We start from the raw sequence: 14,605 nt of genomic DNA, 5'->3' as shown, positions 1-14,605 counted from the left end.
GCCCCACTCGTCGGCGCCGCTGCGATGGGCACAACAAAGTGTTGATTACTGGAAATTGTAGGTCAGCGCGGCCTGCGGAACTAAAGGTTACGCAGGCCCCTGCCCAGGGCAGCACCGGTGGCCATTACTGGCTGTCCGGACTGCCCCATGCCACGACGTTGTGGTTCTTCGGGCCCTTCGAGCGGTGGCTCTGCTGCCCTGCCTGGCCGGCGCCCTACTTGACGGTGCCTGCCTCCGACGCGGGTCCGGTGGCTGTGCTGCCGGAGTGTCCGGCAGCGGTGGCATCCGTTCCGGGCTTTGAGCCTTCCGGTGCCGCCGCGGCGTCTTCCGTGGGGTCGGAAGCATGCCTGGAACCGCTGTGGTTATCAGGGAGATTACCACGCGAATCACTATCTGAGACACCGCGGTCCGTATCACGGACTTCATGACTGGCGCCTGAGTCCGTGGAGGCTTCCACGGACCTCTCCGGTTCATGGCCGGGCAGATAGACGGTGTCCGGATCGGGGCGGCCCTTGAGGCCCAGGAGAATGAAGGCGATCAGTGCCGCGAGGAAGACGAAGATGCTGGTCCACACGTTGAGCCGTGTGGTGATGCCAAAGATGCTGATCTGCTCTGCGTCATCGATGCGCATGGCTTCGATCCAGACACGGCCCAGGGTGTAGTACATGGCGTACAGCCAGAAGTGCCGGCTCCGGCGGAAGTGGAAGCGCCGGTCCAGGGCGAGCAGGATCAGTACGCCGGCCAGGTTCCACAGCGACTCGTAAAGGAAGGTGGGGTGGAACAGGGTGTCTGCAGGCATGCCTGCGGGAAAGTTGGGGTTGTTGGGGTCGATCTGCAGGCCCCACGGCAGGGTGGTGGGTCCGCCGAAGAGTTCCTGGTTGAAGTAGTTGCCCCACCGGCCGATGGCCTGGGCCAGGAGCAGCCCGGGTGCCGCGGCGTCAACGAAGGCACTCAGCTTGACCCCGCTGCGGCGGCAGCCAATCCAGGCGCCGACGGCCCCGAGGACGACGGCGCCCCAGATTCCCAGCCCGCCGCGCTGGATTTGCGGGATCAGGGAGAGGTCACCGGTGCCGTCAAAGCCGGGTCCGAAGTAGGCGTCCGGCGATGAGACCACGTGGTAGAGGCGGCCGCCGATGATGCCAAAGGGGATGGCCCAGATAACGATGTCCCAGACACTGCCTTCAGGGGCGCCGCGCTTGGCCCACCGCACGGAGGTCAACCACAGGCCAACGATGATTCCGGCCAGGATGCACAGCGCGTAGGCGTGGATCCGCAGGCTGCCCCATGGCAGGGGGATGTCGAAACCGGACCAGTCCGGGCTGGGGATGCTCGCCGGAACCAGGGCGGGAGCCAGTGCGGTTGCCTGAAGGAGTGCCTCCATGGACTAGGCCCCGCTTTCCTGCGTGGCCCCGTTGACCTTCGCCAGGCCGGTGCTGAGGTCCTTGGTGAGGGTGGCAACTGCGTCCACGCCGCCGTCGCCCAGGGTCTTCACCAGGGCGGTGCCCACGATGACGCCTTCTGCGTAGGCGGCAATCTCGCGCACCTGGTCGGCATTGGACACACCCAGGCCTACGCAGACACGTTCCGCGCCGGCACCATGTGCTGCGGCGACAACATCCTTGGCGGCACTGCTCACGGACGTACGGGCACCTGTGACGCCCATGATGGAGACGGCGTAAACGAAGCCACGGCTCGCGTCCACGGTGCGCTGCATGCGCTCCGGGGTGGACGACGGGGCAACGAGGAACACACGGTCCAGGCCGTACTTGTCCGAGGCTGCCATCCATTCGGCGGCCTCGTCAGGAATGAGGTCCGGGGTGATGAGCCCCGCTCCCCCGGCTTCGGCCAGCCGGCGCGAGAATTCATCCACACCCATGCGGACCACGGGGTTCCAGTAGGTCATGACCAGGACGGCGGCGTCGGTTTGGCTGGTGATGCCGGCAACCACGTCGAACACCTGGCTGACGTGGAAGCCCTTGGCAAGCGCCTCCGTGGTGGCGGCCTGGATGACCTGGCCGTCCATGACGGGATCCGAGTACGGAATGCCGATCTCGATCAGGTCGGCGCCGTTCCGGGCCGCTGCGATGCCGGCGGTGATGGATTCCTCAACGCTGGGGTAGCCGGCGGGCAGGTAGGCGATTAGGGCGGCGCGGCCCTGGTCGCGTGCCCTGTCGATGGCGGCAGCAGCTTTGCTGGTGCCTGGTGCCGGGTTGGCCGTTCCTGCCGTGCCGTTGATCTCTGCGCTGCTCACAGCTGCTCCCCCTCTTTGCCGATCTCGGATTCGGCGGAATTCTTGTCCAGCAGGTCAAACCATTCGGCGGCGGTGGCCACGTCCTTGTCACCGCGCCCGGACAAGTTGACGATGACGATCTTGTCGCCCGCGGCGGCAGGATCCTCGGCGGCAAGCCGCTGGCCCACCTTGATGGCGCCTGCCAGCGCGTGCGAGGACTCGATGGCGGGGATGATGCCCTCGGTGCGGCACAGGAGGCGGAAGGACTCCATCGCTTCGCTGTCGGTGATGGGCTCGTAGCTGACCCGGCCAATGTCGGCCAGGTACGAGTGCTCCGGGCCGACGCCCGGGTAGTCCAGGCCGGCGGAGATGGAGTGCGACTCGATGGTCTGCCCGTCGTCGTCCTGCATGAGGTAGGAGCGGGCGCCGTGCAGCACGCCGGGCTTGCCCAGCGTGATGGTGGCGGCGTGGCGTCCGGTTTCAACGCCCTCGCCGCCGGCCTCGAAGCCGTAGATCTTCACGGAAGGATCGTCCAGGAAGCCGTGGAAAATGCCGATGGCGTTGGAGCCGCCGCCGATGCAGGCGCAGACGGCGTCCGGAAGGCGCCCCTCCTGTTCCAGGATCTGGGCTCGGGCTTCCTCGCCGATCACCTCGTGGAAGTACCGGACCATGGCCGGGAACGGGTGTGCGCCCGCCGCGGTCCCCAGCAGGTAGTGGGTGTTGGCGACGTTGGCCACCCAGTCACGGAGGGCGTCATTGATGGCGTCCTTGAGGGTCTGCGATCCGCTGGTGACGGGGATGACCTTGGCGCCGAGGAGTTCCATGCGGGCAACGTTCAGCGCCTGCCGGCGGCAGTCCTCGGCACCCATGTACACCACGCATTCCATGCCCATCAGCGCGGCTGCCGTGGCGCTGGCCACACCGTGCTGGCCGGCGCCGGTTTCAGCGATGATGCGCGTCTTGCCCATGCGCTTGGCAAGCAGCGTCTGGCCCAGGACGTTGTTGATCTTGTGCGATCCGGTGTGGTTCAGGTCCTCGCGCTTGAGGAACACACGCACTCCACCGGCGTGCTGGGAGAACCGCTTGGCTTCCGTCAGCAGGGACGGACGGCCGGAGTAGTTCTTGTTCAGGTCCGCGATCTGGGCCCGGAACTCGGGATCGTCCTTGGCCTTGTTGAACGTCTCTTCGAGTTCGTCCAGGGCGGCGATGAGGGACTCCGGCATCCATCGCCCGCCGTAGTTGCCGAAGTACGGCCCCGGGGCGTGGCGGAGGGATCCGCCCTGCAGGAATGCTTCCGCGGTGTTGTTGTCAGCGTTTCCTGAGGGTGCTTGAGCCATCAGTCCTGTCCTCTTCGAAGTTGGCGGTCAAAAGTCTTCTGCTCCGGCGTGGAGCCGGAGTGCGGTCCTGCGCGGCCGGCTGGCGGCCCCACAGGATCAGGTTCGCGTGCCTCAGGCGCGGGCCGCGATGGCGGCGGCGCCCGCGGCAGTGAACTCGGCGATTCGTTCGCGCGGGGTCGCGTGGCTTACCAGCGCCTCGCCCACCAGTATGGCGTTGGCCCCGCTGGCGGCGTAATGCGTGACGTCGTCAGCGTCACGGACGCCGGATTCTGCGACCACGACGGCCTCAGCAGGGATCTTCCCCGCCAGTGAGGCAAAAACTGAACGGTCGACGTCGAGCGTCTTCAGGTTGCGCACGTTGACGCCGATGATGCGCGCCTTGGCCGCGACCGCACGCTCGATCTCTTCTTCCGTGTGCGTCTCCACCAGTACGTTCATGCCAAGTTCGTGGCTGAGGGCGCTGAACTCGGCGAGCTGGGCGTCGGAAAGGGCCGCCACGATCAGGAGGATGAGGTCGGCACCATGGGCTCGGGCTTCCCAAATCTGGTACTCGTCGAGGGTGAAGTCCTTGCGCAGCAAGGGGGTGTCGACGGCGGCACGAACGGCGTCCAGGTCGGCCAGCGACCCGTTGAAGCGGCGCTGCTCGGTGAGCACGCTGATGACGGAGGCACCGCCGTCGGCGTACTGCCGGGCGAGCGACGCCGGATCTCCGATGCTGGCGAGATCGCCCTTGGAGGGGCTGCGGCGCTTGATTTCGGCAATGACCTTCAGCTGTTCCCGGGTTGGGGAGCTTCCGCCGAGAGCCGCCCAGGCGTCGCGGGCAGGTGCCGCGGCCTGGGCCAGGTCCTTCAGCTCAGCCAAGGAAACGAGCCGCTTCCTGGCCTCCATATCCTCCCTGACACCGGCGTTGATGTCATCGAGAACAGTCGCCATCAGTGGCCGGAGTTCTTCAGCTTGCTGCCTTCGACGCCGTAGCCTGCCTTGCGCATGATGTAGCCGAGGATCAGGCCGACGACCATGACGACGGCACCGCCGATGAAGATGGGGGTGCTGGCGATGACGAATGCGATGGCTGCGATGAGTGCGCCTACGAGCATGACGATGACGCAGGTCCAGGCTGCCGGGCTGTTGCCGTGGCCCAGTTCCTGGCTGTGGTCAATGGCGCCGGGGGCAACCGTGCGGGTGCCTGACTTGGAAACGGACGCAGGTGCTTTGCTCATGGAAAATCTCCTCAGGATGGATACTGCTTACATTCTGCCATTTTTTGACTGCCGCCCGCGTACCGCCGGGCTTCAACGCCCGGCCCGGCGCTGGCAAACCCAGCCTTAAGTGGGGTCCTCGCCCCGGGAAAGCCGGTCCCAGCTGTCAATCTCGTCCACCGGGCCGGCCGGTGCAGCGCTGCCGGCGGTGGCCGGGGCGTCGTATTTGGTGCGCGTCTTCCAGTAGCGGGACGCGGGCAGGATCAACAGGGCCGCCAGGGCCAGCAGGCAGCCGGCGACGACGGCGAGAACAGGAAAGGCGGTGACCTCAACGTGGGCCTGGCTGCCTGAGACGCCCGTGGCGCCTGCGATGGTTCCCTGCGCCGCGGCGAGGGGGTCGGCCAGGACCATGGCCGCGGCGGTCACCACGCCGGCTGAAGCAAGAAGGATGATGGCGGTGATGACCCAGCGGGCGATCCTGCCGGCGATGGCCGCGGCGAGGCCGCCGGCCAGCGCCACCAGGGCCAGGGCCGTCACGGTGGTGGCGGCCTTGCTGCCCTGCACCTGGATCGCGTATTGGGTTGCTGCCGCCTGGCCCAGCTGGTTGGGGTCGAGTGTGGCCGTCATCCAGGTCTGCGTAGTGGTCCCGAAGGCGGCCAGGGCCAGGACGGTGATCAGCAGCACCACGTTGGACTTGCGCGCCCACACGGGCACAGCCCGGGACCTCGAGGACTCGGCCGCCTTCCCTGCCTGGCCTGGCTTACCTGCCTTACCTGGCTGGCCTGCGGCTACTCCGGAACCGGGCATCAGGACTCCGCCCCACCGGGGAGTGATTCCGCGGAGATGTTGTGCAGGGAGCCTGCCGTGTGCACCGCACGCAGCGGCGCGGCTGCCTTGTTGACGGTTTCCAGGGCCTCTGTGGGGTTCACGGAGTCGGCCACGATGCCGCCGCCGGCCTGGACGTACGCGCGCCCCTCCCGGATCAGGGCGGACCGGATGGCGATGGCCATGTCCATGTCACCGGCGAAGTCCAAATAGCCCACCACCCCGCCGTAGATGCCGCGGCGGTGCGGTTCCAGCTCGTCAAGGAGCCGCAGGGCGCGCGGCTTCGGCGCCCCGGAAAGGGTACCGGCCGGGAACGTGGCCTTTAGGACGTCGTACGCCTTGGCCTGCGGGGAGAGCGTGCCCACCACCGTGGACACCAGGTGCATGATGTGGCTGAAGCGCTCCACCTCCATGAACTGGGTGACATCCACGGTACCGGCAACACAGACCTTGGAGAGGTCGTTGCGGGAGAGGTCCACCAGCATCAGGTGCTCCGCGCGTTCCTTCTGGTCCGCCAGGAGTTCCTCGGCCAGGGCCTTGTCCGCTTCCACGGTCTTCCCGCGCGGACGGGAGCCCGCGATGGGGTGGGTGATGACTTCCTCGCCCGTCACCGTCACCAGTGCTTCCGGGGAGGACCCGACGATGGAGTACTCCCGGCCCTCGGCGTCGGCCAGGCTGAAGATGTACATGTACGGGCTGGGGTTGGTGTTGCGCAGCACGCGGTACACGTCCAGTGCGGACGCGTTGCATTCCATCTCGAACCGGCGCGAGATGACCACCTGGAAAACCTCGCCGTCCACGATGGCTTCCTTGCCGCGGTCCAGCGCTGCGAGGTATTCGGCTTCATCCCAGCGTTCCTGCACGCTGGAGGCAAAGTCCAGGGCCGCAGGCTCCAGCACGGAGACCGGCTGCACCACGGGCGCGCTGATCTTGGCCAGGAGTTCCTTGACCCGGGCCACGGCGTCGTGCCAGGCCTCGTCGACCCGCTCGGAGCTGTTGTCGAAGTTGATCGCGTTGGCGATCAACAGCACCGTGCCGTCCACATTGTCATGCACAGCCATGTCGGTGACCAGGTTAAGTGCCATTTCGGGCAGCTGCAGGTCGTCCTCGGGCGGGCTGACCAGCCGTTCCCAGTGCCGGACGGTTTCCCAGCCAAGGAAGCCCACCAGGCCGGAGGTGAAGGGCGGCAGTCCTTCGAAGCGGTCGGTACGCAGGGCGTCGATGGTGTCGCGGATGGCATCCACGGGGCTGCCGCTGACCGGCACACCGGCCGGGGGCTCGCCCAGCCAGTGCGCCTGGCCGTCCTTGGTGGTCAGGGTGGCGCGGGACCTGGCGCCGATGAAGGAGTAGCGGGACCAGGCTCCGCCCACCGCCGCCGATTCCATGAGGAACGTGCCGGGCTGGCCCTGCGCCAGCTTCCGGTACAGGCCGATGGGGGTCTCGGCGTCGGCCAGGACCTTGAGCCTGACGGGGATAACACGGCTGTGGCCGGCGAGTTCCCGGAATTCCTCAAGGCTCGGGCTGATGGTTCCAAGGTCCTGCATGGCTATGCTTGTCCGCCTGTTCTTCGAGAGGGCCGGCCGTGCCGGCACCTTGGGTGTGCTTGCTGGGTGGCTGCAGCCTCGATGGGGCCTGCCCGGGCAGCGGTTCTGCCTAGCCCGCCTGGCCTTCCACCACGGCCAGGTCCCTGCCGTCAAAGCAGGTCCGGGTGCCCGTATGGCAGGCGGCACCCACCTGGTCGACGCGCACCAGCAGTGCGTCGCCGTCGCAGTCCATGGCCACGGATTTGACCCACTGGACGTGCCCCGAGGTGTCGCCCTTGCGCCAGTACTCCTGGCGTGAGCGGGAGTAGAACGTCACCCGGCCGGTGGTCATGGTGCGGTGCAGGGCTTCATCGTCCATCCAGCCGAGCATCAGCACTTCGTTGGTGTCGTACTGCTGCACCACTGCTGCCACCAGGCCTGCGGCGTCGCGCTTGAGTGCCGCGGCGATCCCTTCCGGAAGGGGGCTGGCGGAGGGCGCTTCAACGGACGACGACGGCACGTGAGGCACGTCGGGTCCTGCGGTTTGGACGGGGGTTGGCTGCTCAGACATCGGGTCAAGTCTAGTGCCTTCACGCACCCGCTCTCCTGTTGTGAACAACGGCACGCCACCGGCCGCTCCAGTGCTGCCCAACTCCACAGCTCTCGTGCTAGTTTCACAAGTGATGCATTTCGTCGAACCGTCCCGAGAAGTCCTGGCCGAAACCCTGCTTGCGGCGGGCCCTGATGCTCCAACGCTGTGCAAGGGCTGGCGCACCAGGGACCTTGCCGCGCACCTGTACCTGCGCGAGCGCAAGGCTGCCGTCGGTCTCGGCCTGGTGATCAAGCGGCTGGCCAAGGCATCGGACCAGGCCACGGCCAAGCTGGCTGCCAAGCTCACCGGCAGCGACGACTACGCCCGGCTGGTAAACACCTTCCGCGCGGGCCCGCCCGCGCTCTCTCCGATGAGCATCAAGGCGCTGGACGAAAGCGCCAACCTGATCGAGTACTTCGTGCACACCGAGGACGTCCGGCGCGCCGTGGACCGGTGGGCCCCCAGGGCACTCGATGAGGCCTACTCCGACGCGCTGTGGGACGAACTGGTGAAGCGCGCCGCCATCCTGTACCGCGGCGTGGACCTTGGCATTGTGCTGGTGCGCCCGTCCGGCCCCCGCCACGTCGCCAAGCGCGCGCCTGTTTCCGTGGCCATCGTCGGCGAGCCGGGCGAACTGCTCATGCACGCCCACGGCCGCACCCGCCACGCCCTGGTCACCTTCGAAGGCCAGCCGGACGCCGTCGCCCTCCTCCAGTCAGCCGAAGTAGGGCTCTAGAAAACAAGGCCTACGACCACAGAGGACGAAATGGGCCCACGCCCGCAGGGGTTCCCTGGCCGAGCTTGCGAGGATAGGGGGCGGGCGGGCATTACCTGACTTCGAAGCCGGCTTCGCGGATGGCGTCCTTGACCTGGTGCATCATGTTGTCCGGGCCCCAGTGGAAAATCGAGGCGGCCAGGACTGCGTCCGCGCCGGCCGCTACTGCGGGCGGGAAGTGGGCAGGCTCCCCTGCCCCGCCGGAGGCGATGATGGGGACCTTGACGGCGGCCCGGACCAGCTTGATGAGCTCGAGGTCGAAGCCGTCCTTGGTGCCGTCGGCGTCAATGGAGTTCAGCAGGATCTCCCCCACCCCCCGGTCCGCAGCTTCCCTGGCCCACTCGATCGCGTCGATCCCGGTGCCGGTGCGCCCGCCGTGGGTGGTCACTTCGAATCCCGACGGCGTGGGCTGGGATCCCGGGCGGGTGCGCCGCGCGTCGACGGACAGGACGAGCACCTGGGAACCGAAGTGCCGGGTGATCTCGTCGATGACGTCGGGCCGGGCCACGGCCGCGGTGTTGATCGAGGCCTTGTCGGCGCCGTAGCGCAGGAGCTTGTCCACTTCGGCCACGCCGCGGACGCCGCCGCCCACGGTCAGGGGGATGAAGACTTCCTCGGCGGTGCGGCGGACCACGTCGAAGGTGGTCTCGCGGTTGCCGGAGGACGCCGTGACGTCGAGGAACGTCAGTTCGTCGGCACCGGCATTGTCGTAGCGGTGGGCGAGCTCCACGGGGTCGCCGGCGTCCCGGAGGCCTTCGAAGTTGACGCCCTTGACCACGCGCCCGGCGTCGACGTCGAGGCAGGGAATGACTCGAACTGCTACTGCCATGGGAACTCCTGGATGTTCTGTGCTGCTGAAGGGTGCCGGTTGTCAGATGCGGCAGGCGTGGATGCTGCTGACCAGGATGGCGCGGGCGCCGAGGTCGTACAGCTCGTCCATGATCCGGTTGGTCTCCTTCTTGGGCACCATGGACCGGACGGCCACCCAGTCGGAGTCGCGCAGCGGCGAGACCGTGGGCGACTCGAGGCCGGGGGTCAGGCTGGCCGCTTTTTCCACCAGTTCCTTGCGGATGTCGTAGTCCATCAGCACGTACTGCCGTGCCACCAGGACGCCCTGGAGGCGGCGGATCAGGACTTCGATCTCCTTGGCCGTGCCGTTGGCGGCCCCGCCGTTGCCGGTGCGCCGGATCAGGACTGCTTCGGATTTGAGGATGGGGTCGCCGAAGATTTCCATTCCGGCGGCCTTCAGGGTGTTGCCGGTTTCCACGACGTCGGCGATGGCGTCGGCGACCCCGAGGCGGACGGAGGATTCGACGGCGCCGTCCAGGCGGACCACCTTGGCGTTGATGCCGCGCTCGGCAAGGTAGTTCCGGAGCAGGCCGTCGTAACTAGTGGCCAGGCGCTTGCCTTCCAGCTCCGCGGCGGAGCTGAAGTCGCCTACCGGGCCGGCGAAGCGGAAGGTGGAGGCGGCGAATCCCAGCGGAAGCAGCTCTTCGGCTTCCACCTCGGCATCCAGCAGCAGGTCGCGGCCGGTGATGCCGACGTCGAGCGTTCCCTGCCCCACGTACACGGCAATGTCGCGGGGGCGGAGGAAGAAGAACTCGATGTCATTGTCGGGGTCCACCATGACCAGCTCGCGGCTGTCGCGCCGCTGGCGGTATCCGGCTTCGGAGAGCATGGCGGAGGCGGCTTCGGACAGGGAGCCTTTGTTGGGGACGGCTACTCGCAGCATGGGAAGTTCTTTCTGGATTTAGAGTTGTCTAGGTGTTCAAGCAGTGCAGGCCACGGCAGGAACCGGCGGCAAAAACGCGCCGGACCGGTGGCTACAGATGCTTGTAGACGTCTTCCAGGGTCAGGCCTTTGGCGAGCATCAGAACCTGCAGGTGGTACAGCAGCTGGGAGATTTCCTCGGCCGCGGCTTCATCGGATTCATATTCGGCAGCCATCCAAACCTCGGCTGCTTCCTCAACGACTTTTTTGCCGATGCCGTGAACACCGGACTCCAATTCAGCGACGGTGCGGGAGCCTTCCGGGCGGGTGGCTGCCTTCTCGCTGAGCTCAGCGAACAGCGTCTCGAAATTCTTCACGCCCTCCAGCCTACTTGCTGCGGCCGCACGGGCGCTTCCCGGGCCCTTGCATGACGGGCGCGATGTGAGGGAATACACACCGCACCCGTCCGCTGCAGCGTTTAGCTGCGGTACTGCTTGAGGACGACGGCGGTGGCCAGCGCTGCGGTCACGGCTTCGTGGCCCTTGTCTTCCTTGGAGCCGGGGAGCCCGGCGCGGTCCAGGCCCTGCTGTTCGTTGTCGCAGGTGAGCACACCAAAGCCCACCGGCACTCCGGTGGAGACGCTGACGTCGGTCAGGCCCGACGTCGCGGCCTGGCAGACGTAGTCGAAGTGCGGGGTTCCGCCGCGGATCACGACGCCGAGGGCAACGACGGCGTCAAAGTGCGGTGCCAGCCGCGCGGCAGCCACCGGAAGCTCAAAGCTGCCGGGGACGCGCAGGACGGTGGGCTCGGCGATGCCGGCGTCCTTGGCCGCCCGGAGCGCGCCGTCCAGGAGCCCGTCCATGATCTGGGTGTGCCAGCTGGCTGCGATGATCGCCAGCTTCAGCTGTGAGGTTTCGGCTGGGTTGAGGGTGCTCAGGTCAATGTCGGGGGCGCCGTGTCCGCTCATGGGTTCTTCTGTTCCGTTCGTTCTTGAAGACGTCAGTCTTGTTCGTGGTCGTAGGGGGCTTCGGGGGCCGGCACGGAAACGGGGGCCGCCTGCGTGTCCAGCAGCAGGCGGTGTTCCATGCGGTCCTTCTTGGTGCGCAGGTACCGGATGTTCTGTTCGCGGGACGGCACCTCGGTGGGCACCATTTCCACGACCTTCACCCCGGCCTTGGCCAGCCTGTTCTGCTTGTCCGGGTTGTTGCTCAACAGCCGCACCTCATGCAGCCCCATCTCGGCGAGGATCTGGGCCGCGGCCTTGTAGCACCGGGCGTCAACGGGCAGGCCCAGCTGCTCATTGGCTTCCACGGTGTCGAAGCCAGCTTCCTGCAGCGCATAGGCCTTGATCTTGTTGGCCAGCCCGATGCCGCGGCCTTCCTGGCCCCGGAGGTAGAGCAGGGTGCCGCCGTTGTCCCGGATCAGTTCCAGTGCGAAGGCAAGTTGTTCACCGCAGTCGCAGCGGTAGGAACCGAAGACATCGCCGGTCAGGCACTCGGAGTGCAGGCGCACCAGGGGAGCTTTTCCGTCGGTGGGAGGGTTGGGGGAACTGACGGCGAGGTGCTCAACGCCGGTCACGAGGTCCGTCCATGCCTGGGCTACGAAGTCGCCAAAGGCGGTGGGGAGTTGGACGATGGGCCCTCCGCTGACGGGATGGGGCGCTTCACCGGACACCGCGTGGGGCTTCCGGTGGCCGTCCTGGTGGCTGTCGTCGCTGGCTGCCGCTGCCGTCATGGCTTCTCCTTCTCTTCGCCCGGGACCGCCCGGGCATCCTCCTGCGGGACTCCCCCGGCCCCGGCTTCAAGATACGCCACCAGGTCCTCGATGGAGATCAGGGGGCATCCATGTTCAGCTGCGAACGAACGGAGCCCGTCCAGGCGCATCATTTCACCGTCGTCGTACACCACTTCCGCGATCACCCCGACAGGCTCCAGGCCTGCCAGGCGGCACAGGTCCACCGCGGCCTCCGTATGGCCCTGGCGTTCCCGCACACCTCCGTCAACTGCCCGGAGCGGGAAAATATGCCCCGGCCGGGTCACGGATGCCGGACCGGCATTCGGGTCCGCGAGGACGCGGGCGGTCAGGGCCCGGTCGGTGGCGGAGATTCCCGTGCTGACACCGGTGGCGGCGTCACAGGACACGGTGTAGGCGGTGCCCTTCGCGTCCTCGTTGACGGCCGTCATGGGCGGCAGGGCCAGGGCATCGGCACGGACTCCCGTCAACGGCACGCAGATGACGCCGGAGCTGTAGCGGATGGTCCAGCCCATCAGTGCCGGCGTGGCGTGTTGGGCGGCGAAGATAATGTCGCCTTCGTTTTCGCGGTCCTCGTTGTCCACCACCAGAACGGGGTGGCCGGCGGCCATGGCGCGCACGGCGTCCTCGATGGTGTCCAGTCCCCTGGCCGGTGCGGCCGGCGCTGCGGCGGACACCAGATCGGCGGCAACCTGGGATTCCAGGTGTACTGCGGCGTTCACCGGGCACCTCCGGCAATTGCGGCTTCGCCGGCGGAGGTTGCTTCGCCTGCGCCGCGGAAGGCAAGCAGGCGTTCGGTGTATTTGGCCAGCACATCCACTTCCAGGTTCACCCGACTGCCGGTGGTCTTGGTTCCCAGACCGGTTTCGGCCAGGGTGGTGGGAATCAGGCCCACTTCGAACCACGGCTCCTGCTCGGCTGCCGGGCTGACTGCCGTCACCGTGAGGGAGACGCCGTCGATGGCGATGGAGCCCTTCTCGGCGATGTAGCGGGCCAGGTTGGCGGGCACGCCAAAGCGCAGCCGCTCCCAGTTGCCCTGGGGTTCGCGTTCCAGCAGGACGCCGACGCCGTCCACGTGTCCCTGCACCACGTGCCCGTCCAGGCGGCCGCCGGCGGGAACGCAGCGCTCCAGGTTCACGGTGTCCCCGGCGGTAAGCTCGCCGATGGTGCTGCGGACCAGGGTTTCGCCCATGACGTCCACGCTGAAGTCCTTGCCGTCAATCGCTGTTGCCGTGAGGCAGACCCCGTTGACGGCGATGGAGCCACCCAGTGCCAGGCCCTCGGTCGAGCCGGGCGCGTGCAAGCGGAGGGTGGCGCTGGTGTCGCCGTCACGCTCCACGGACAGCACCTGCCCCTGCTCGGCAATAATTCCGGTGAACATCAGTAGCCTCCCTGGGCTTGCTCCGCGGTGGCGCGGGTTGGTTGGTGGTCGAGTGCAACTTTGCGCTGCGGTCTCAGGTGCAGTCGAAGGTCCCGGCCCAGCGTACGGACAGCGCCGCCGTCGGACGGGTCCCATTCCCACTGCTGGGCGTCCGGGAGGCTGGTGATGCCGAGCCCGTTCAATGAGGGGGTGCCGGATCCCAGCAGGGTCGGCGCCAGGTACACAATGAGTTCATCCACCAGGCCTGTGGCGAGGAAGGAGCTCAGGATGCTGGAGCCGCCCTCCACCATGACGTGGCGGGTGCCGGCGTCGTAAAGCATGGACAGCGCCTCGCGCGGGTCGCGGGTGGGAAGGTGCACGGCCAGGCCGTCGTCGCCGTGGATGGCGGCGTCCGCCGGAATTCCGCGGAGCCCCATGACGGCCCGGACGGGCTGTTTGGGCGAGGGATTGCCTGAAGCGTCCCTGGCGGTCAGCCGGGGGTTGTCCACCAGCACGGTCTGGGTACCTACCAGGATGGCGTCGATGCGGCTGCGGATCCCGTGGTTGTCCGCAAGGGACTCGGGGCTGGAGATCCATTGGCTGGTGCCGTCTTCCGCGGCGATCCGGGCGTCCAGCGTCTGGGCGATGTGGAGGGTGACGAAGGGGCGCTTGGCGGCCACGGCCTCGAACCACTGGCGGTTCAGGTCCAGCGCTTCCTCGGCGCCAAGGCCGCTCCTGACTCGGATGCCCGCCGCGCGCAGGGTTGCGGCGCCGCCGGCGGCGGGGTCGTGGGGGTCGTCAACCGCGTAGACGACGTCGGTGATCCCCGCGGCGATGATCGCCTCCGTGCACGGGCCAGTGCGGCCTACGTGGTTGCAGGGTTCCAGCGTGACCACCATGGTGCAGCCGGAAAGATCCAGGCCGACGGCGGCAGCCTGGGCAATGGCGTCGGCTTCGGCGTGCGCGGTGCCGGCTCCGCGGTGGTAACCCGTTACGAGGTCCTTCCCGTCAGGACCGACGACGACTGCGCCCACCAGGGGGTTTGCACCGCGCGGTCCCTGGAGGGCTGCCTGGAGGGCATGATCCATGGCCCGGGTTTCGTCTGCGGTGAAGGCGGTGACCACCCCGGCGGCGGGGTGCAGTTCCACGGCGCCCGTCATGCGGCGGCCGTTGTTGGCAGCGCGGACGCGGGATGTGGGCCTGCCATCAAAGCGGCAGGAGTTTCGGCGTTAAAGAGCCATCGCTGGGGGTTCATTCGTGTGTCGTTCCTTCCCTGTCGAACCGCGATGGCTCCGGGGATAC

The 14,605-nt window shown here is 67.5% G+C and carries 17 protein-coding genes; 1 reads left to right on the top strand and 16 read right to left on the bottom strand.

Annotation, left to right across the window (positions count from 1 at the left end):
- Positions 1-214 precede the first annotated feature (214 nt).
- From lgt to hisI, 8 genes are all read right to left on the bottom strand, one after another.
- On the bottom strand, positions 215-1,381 hold the full coding sequence (lgt, locus tag LFT44_RS08105) for a prolipoprotein diacylglyceryl transferase (protein WP_236802122.1): 1,167 nt from the start codon (positions 1,379-1,381) through the stop codon (positions 215-217).
- 3 nt (positions 1,382-1,384) lie between these two features.
- Positions 1,385-2,251, bottom strand: coding sequence for a tryptophan synthase subunit alpha (gene trpA / locus LFT44_RS08100; RefSeq protein WP_236802121.1), 867 nt, complete (start codon positions 2,249-2,251; stop codon positions 1,385-1,387).
- Entirely contained in the window at positions 2,248-3,567 is a 1,320-nt protein-coding gene (gene trpB / locus LFT44_RS08095) for a tryptophan synthase subunit beta (protein ID WP_236802120.1), read from the bottom strand. Before trpB ends, trpA begins: the two co-directional genes overlap by 4 nt.
- 111 nt (positions 3,568-3,678) lie before the next feature.
- Entirely contained in the window at positions 3,679-4,500 is an 822-nt protein-coding gene (trpC, locus tag LFT44_RS08090) for an indole-3-glycerol phosphate synthase TrpC (protein WP_236802119.1), read from the bottom strand.
- Positions 4,500-4,787: an HGxxPAAW family protein gene (locus LFT44_RS08085; RefSeq protein WP_236802118.1), complete on the bottom strand. Its 288-nt coding sequence runs from the start codon at positions 4,785-4,787 to the stop codon at positions 4,500-4,502. The genes trpC and LFT44_RS08085 overlap by 1 nt, the downstream gene beginning before the upstream one ends.
- A 105-nt stretch (positions 4,788-4,892) precedes the next feature.
- Positions 4,893-5,573 (bottom strand): Trp biosynthesis-associated membrane protein, encoded by a 681-nt coding sequence (locus tag LFT44_RS08080; protein WP_236802117.1) that lies wholly within the window; start codon positions 5,571-5,573, stop codon positions 4,893-4,895.
- Entirely contained in the window at positions 5,573-7,135 is a 1,563-nt protein-coding gene (locus tag LFT44_RS08075) for an anthranilate synthase component I (RefSeq protein ID WP_236802116.1), read from the bottom strand. Before LFT44_RS08075 ends, LFT44_RS08080 begins: the two co-directional genes overlap by 1 nt.
- 109 nt (positions 7,136-7,244) lie before the next feature.
- Positions 7,245-7,685, bottom strand: a complete 441-nt coding sequence (gene hisI / locus LFT44_RS08070; protein WP_236802115.1) for a phosphoribosyl-AMP cyclohydrolase — start codon at positions 7,683-7,685, stop codon at positions 7,245-7,247.
- 112 nt (positions 7,686-7,797) lie between these two features.
- On the opposite strand from hisI, the gene LFT44_RS08065 reads away from it, so the two are divergent.
- Positions 7,798-8,442, top strand: a complete 645-nt coding sequence (locus LFT44_RS08065; RefSeq protein ID WP_236802836.1) for a TIGR03085 family metal-binding protein — start codon at positions 7,798-7,800, stop codon at positions 8,440-8,442.
- 91 nt (positions 8,443-8,533) lie between these two features.
- Here LFT44_RS08065 and hisF read toward each other — a convergent pair whose 3' ends face one another.
- The 8 genes from hisF to ribD form a co-directional block, all read right to left on the bottom strand.
- Positions 8,534-9,310 carry an imidazole glycerol phosphate synthase subunit HisF gene (gene hisF, locus LFT44_RS08060; protein WP_142134148.1) on the bottom strand — a complete coding sequence of 259 codons (777 nt, stop codon included), beginning with the start codon at positions 9,308-9,310 and terminating at the stop codon, positions 8,534-8,536.
- 42 nt (positions 9,311-9,352) lie between these two features.
- Positions 9,353-10,213, bottom strand: coding sequence for an ATP phosphoribosyltransferase (gene hisG / locus LFT44_RS08055; protein ID WP_142134150.1), 861 nt, complete (start codon positions 10,211-10,213; stop codon positions 9,353-9,355).
- 91 nt (positions 10,214-10,304) lie between these two features.
- A complete protein-coding gene (locus tag LFT44_RS08050; protein WP_009358176.1) occupies positions 10,305-10,568 on the bottom strand; it encodes a phosphoribosyl-ATP diphosphatase in 264 nt (87 codons plus the stop codon).
- Between the two features lie 101 nt (positions 10,569-10,669).
- Complete coding sequence (gene ribH, locus LFT44_RS08045; protein ID WP_018770776.1) at positions 10,670-11,158, bottom strand: 6,7-dimethyl-8-ribityllumazine synthase; 489 nt, start codon at positions 11,156-11,158, stop codon at positions 10,670-10,672.
- A 32-nt stretch (positions 11,159-11,190) separates the two neighbouring features.
- Positions 11,191-11,925, bottom strand: coding sequence for a GTP cyclohydrolase II (gene ribA, locus LFT44_RS08040; RefSeq protein ID WP_236802114.1), 735 nt, complete (start codon positions 11,923-11,925; stop codon positions 11,191-11,193).
- On the bottom strand, positions 11,922-12,665 hold the full coding sequence (ribB, locus tag LFT44_RS08035) for a 3,4-dihydroxy-2-butanone-4-phosphate synthase (protein WP_373993258.1): 744 nt from the start codon (positions 12,663-12,665) through the stop codon (positions 11,922-11,924). The genes ribA and ribB overlap by 4 nt, the downstream gene beginning before the upstream one ends.
- Positions 12,662-13,324, bottom strand: coding sequence for a riboflavin synthase (locus tag LFT44_RS08030; RefSeq protein ID WP_236802113.1), 663 nt, complete (start codon positions 13,322-13,324; stop codon positions 12,662-12,664). The genes ribB and LFT44_RS08030 overlap by 4 nt, the downstream gene beginning before the upstream one ends.
- A complete protein-coding gene (ribD, locus tag LFT44_RS08025) occupies positions 13,324-14,463 on the bottom strand; it encodes a bifunctional diaminohydroxyphosphoribosylaminopyrimidine deaminase/5-amino-6-(5-phosphoribosylamino)uracil reductase RibD (protein ID WP_236802112.1) in 1,140 nt (379 codons plus the stop codon). Before ribD ends, LFT44_RS08030 begins: the two co-directional genes overlap by 1 nt.
- Between the last annotated feature and the right edge of the window lie 142 nt (positions 14,464-14,605).

The organism is Arthrobacter sp. FW306-05-C (genome assembly GCF_021801725.1).
Taxonomy (GTDB): domain Bacteria; phylum Actinomycetota; class Actinomycetes; order Actinomycetales; family Micrococcaceae; genus Arthrobacter.
The sequence above is the reverse complement of the archived record's forward strand: the minus strand, read 5'-3'. Positions and strand labels throughout refer to the sequence as shown.

What these genes read in the sequence shown, in the direction of transcription:
- lgt (WP_236802122.1), bottom strand. Translation starts at nt 1,381, where the DNA reads ATGGAGGCACTCCTTCAGGCAACCGCACTGGCTCCCGCCCTGGTTCCG.
- trpB (WP_236802120.1), bottom strand. Translation starts at nt 3,567, where the DNA reads ATGGCTCAAGCACCCTCAGGAAACGCTGACAACAACACCGCGGAAGCA.
- trpC (WP_236802119.1), bottom strand. Translation starts at nt 4,500, where the DNA reads ATGGCGACTGTTCTCGATGACATCAACGCCGGTGTCAGGGAGGATATG.
- LFT44_RS08085 (WP_236802118.1), bottom strand. Translation starts at nt 4,787, where the DNA reads ATGAGCAAAGCACCTGCGTCCGTTTCCAAGTCAGGCACCCGCACGGTT.
- LFT44_RS08080 (WP_236802117.1), bottom strand. Translation starts at nt 5,573, where the DNA reads ATGCCCGGTTCCGGAGTAGCCGCAGGCCAGCCAGGTAAGGCAGGTAAG.
- LFT44_RS08075 (WP_236802116.1), bottom strand. Translation starts at nt 7,135, where the DNA reads ATGCAGGACCTTGGAACCATCAGCCCGAGCCTTGAGGAATTCCGGGAA.
- hisI (WP_236802115.1), bottom strand. Translation starts at nt 7,685, where the DNA reads ATGTCTGAGCAGCCAACCCCCGTCCAAACCGCAGGACCCGACGTGCCT.
- LFT44_RS08065 (WP_236802836.1), top strand. Translation starts at nt 7,798, where the DNA reads ATGCATTTCGTCGAACCGTCCCGAGAAGTCCTGGCCGAAACCCTGCTT.
- hisF (WP_142134148.1), bottom strand. Translation starts at nt 9,310, where the DNA reads ATGGCAGTAGCAGTTCGAGTCATTCCCTGCCTCGACGTCGACGCCGGG.
- hisG (WP_142134150.1), bottom strand. Translation starts at nt 10,213, where the DNA reads ATGCTGCGAGTAGCCGTCCCCAACAAAGGCTCCCTGTCCGAAGCCGCC.
- ribH (WP_018770776.1), bottom strand. Translation starts at nt 11,158, where the DNA reads ATGAGCGGACACGGCGCCCCCGACATTGACCTGAGCACCCTCAACCCA.
- ribA (WP_236802114.1), bottom strand. Translation starts at nt 11,925, where the DNA reads ATGACGGCAGCGGCAGCCAGCGACGACAGCCACCAGGACGGCCACCGG.
- LFT44_RS08030 (WP_236802113.1), bottom strand. Translation starts at nt 13,324, where the DNA reads ATGTTCACCGGAATTATTGCCGAGCAGGGGCAGGTGCTGTCCGTGGAG.
- ribD (WP_236802112.1), bottom strand. Translation starts at nt 14,463, where the DNA reads ATGACGGGCGCCGTGGAACTGCACCCCGCCGCCGGGGTGGTCACCGCC.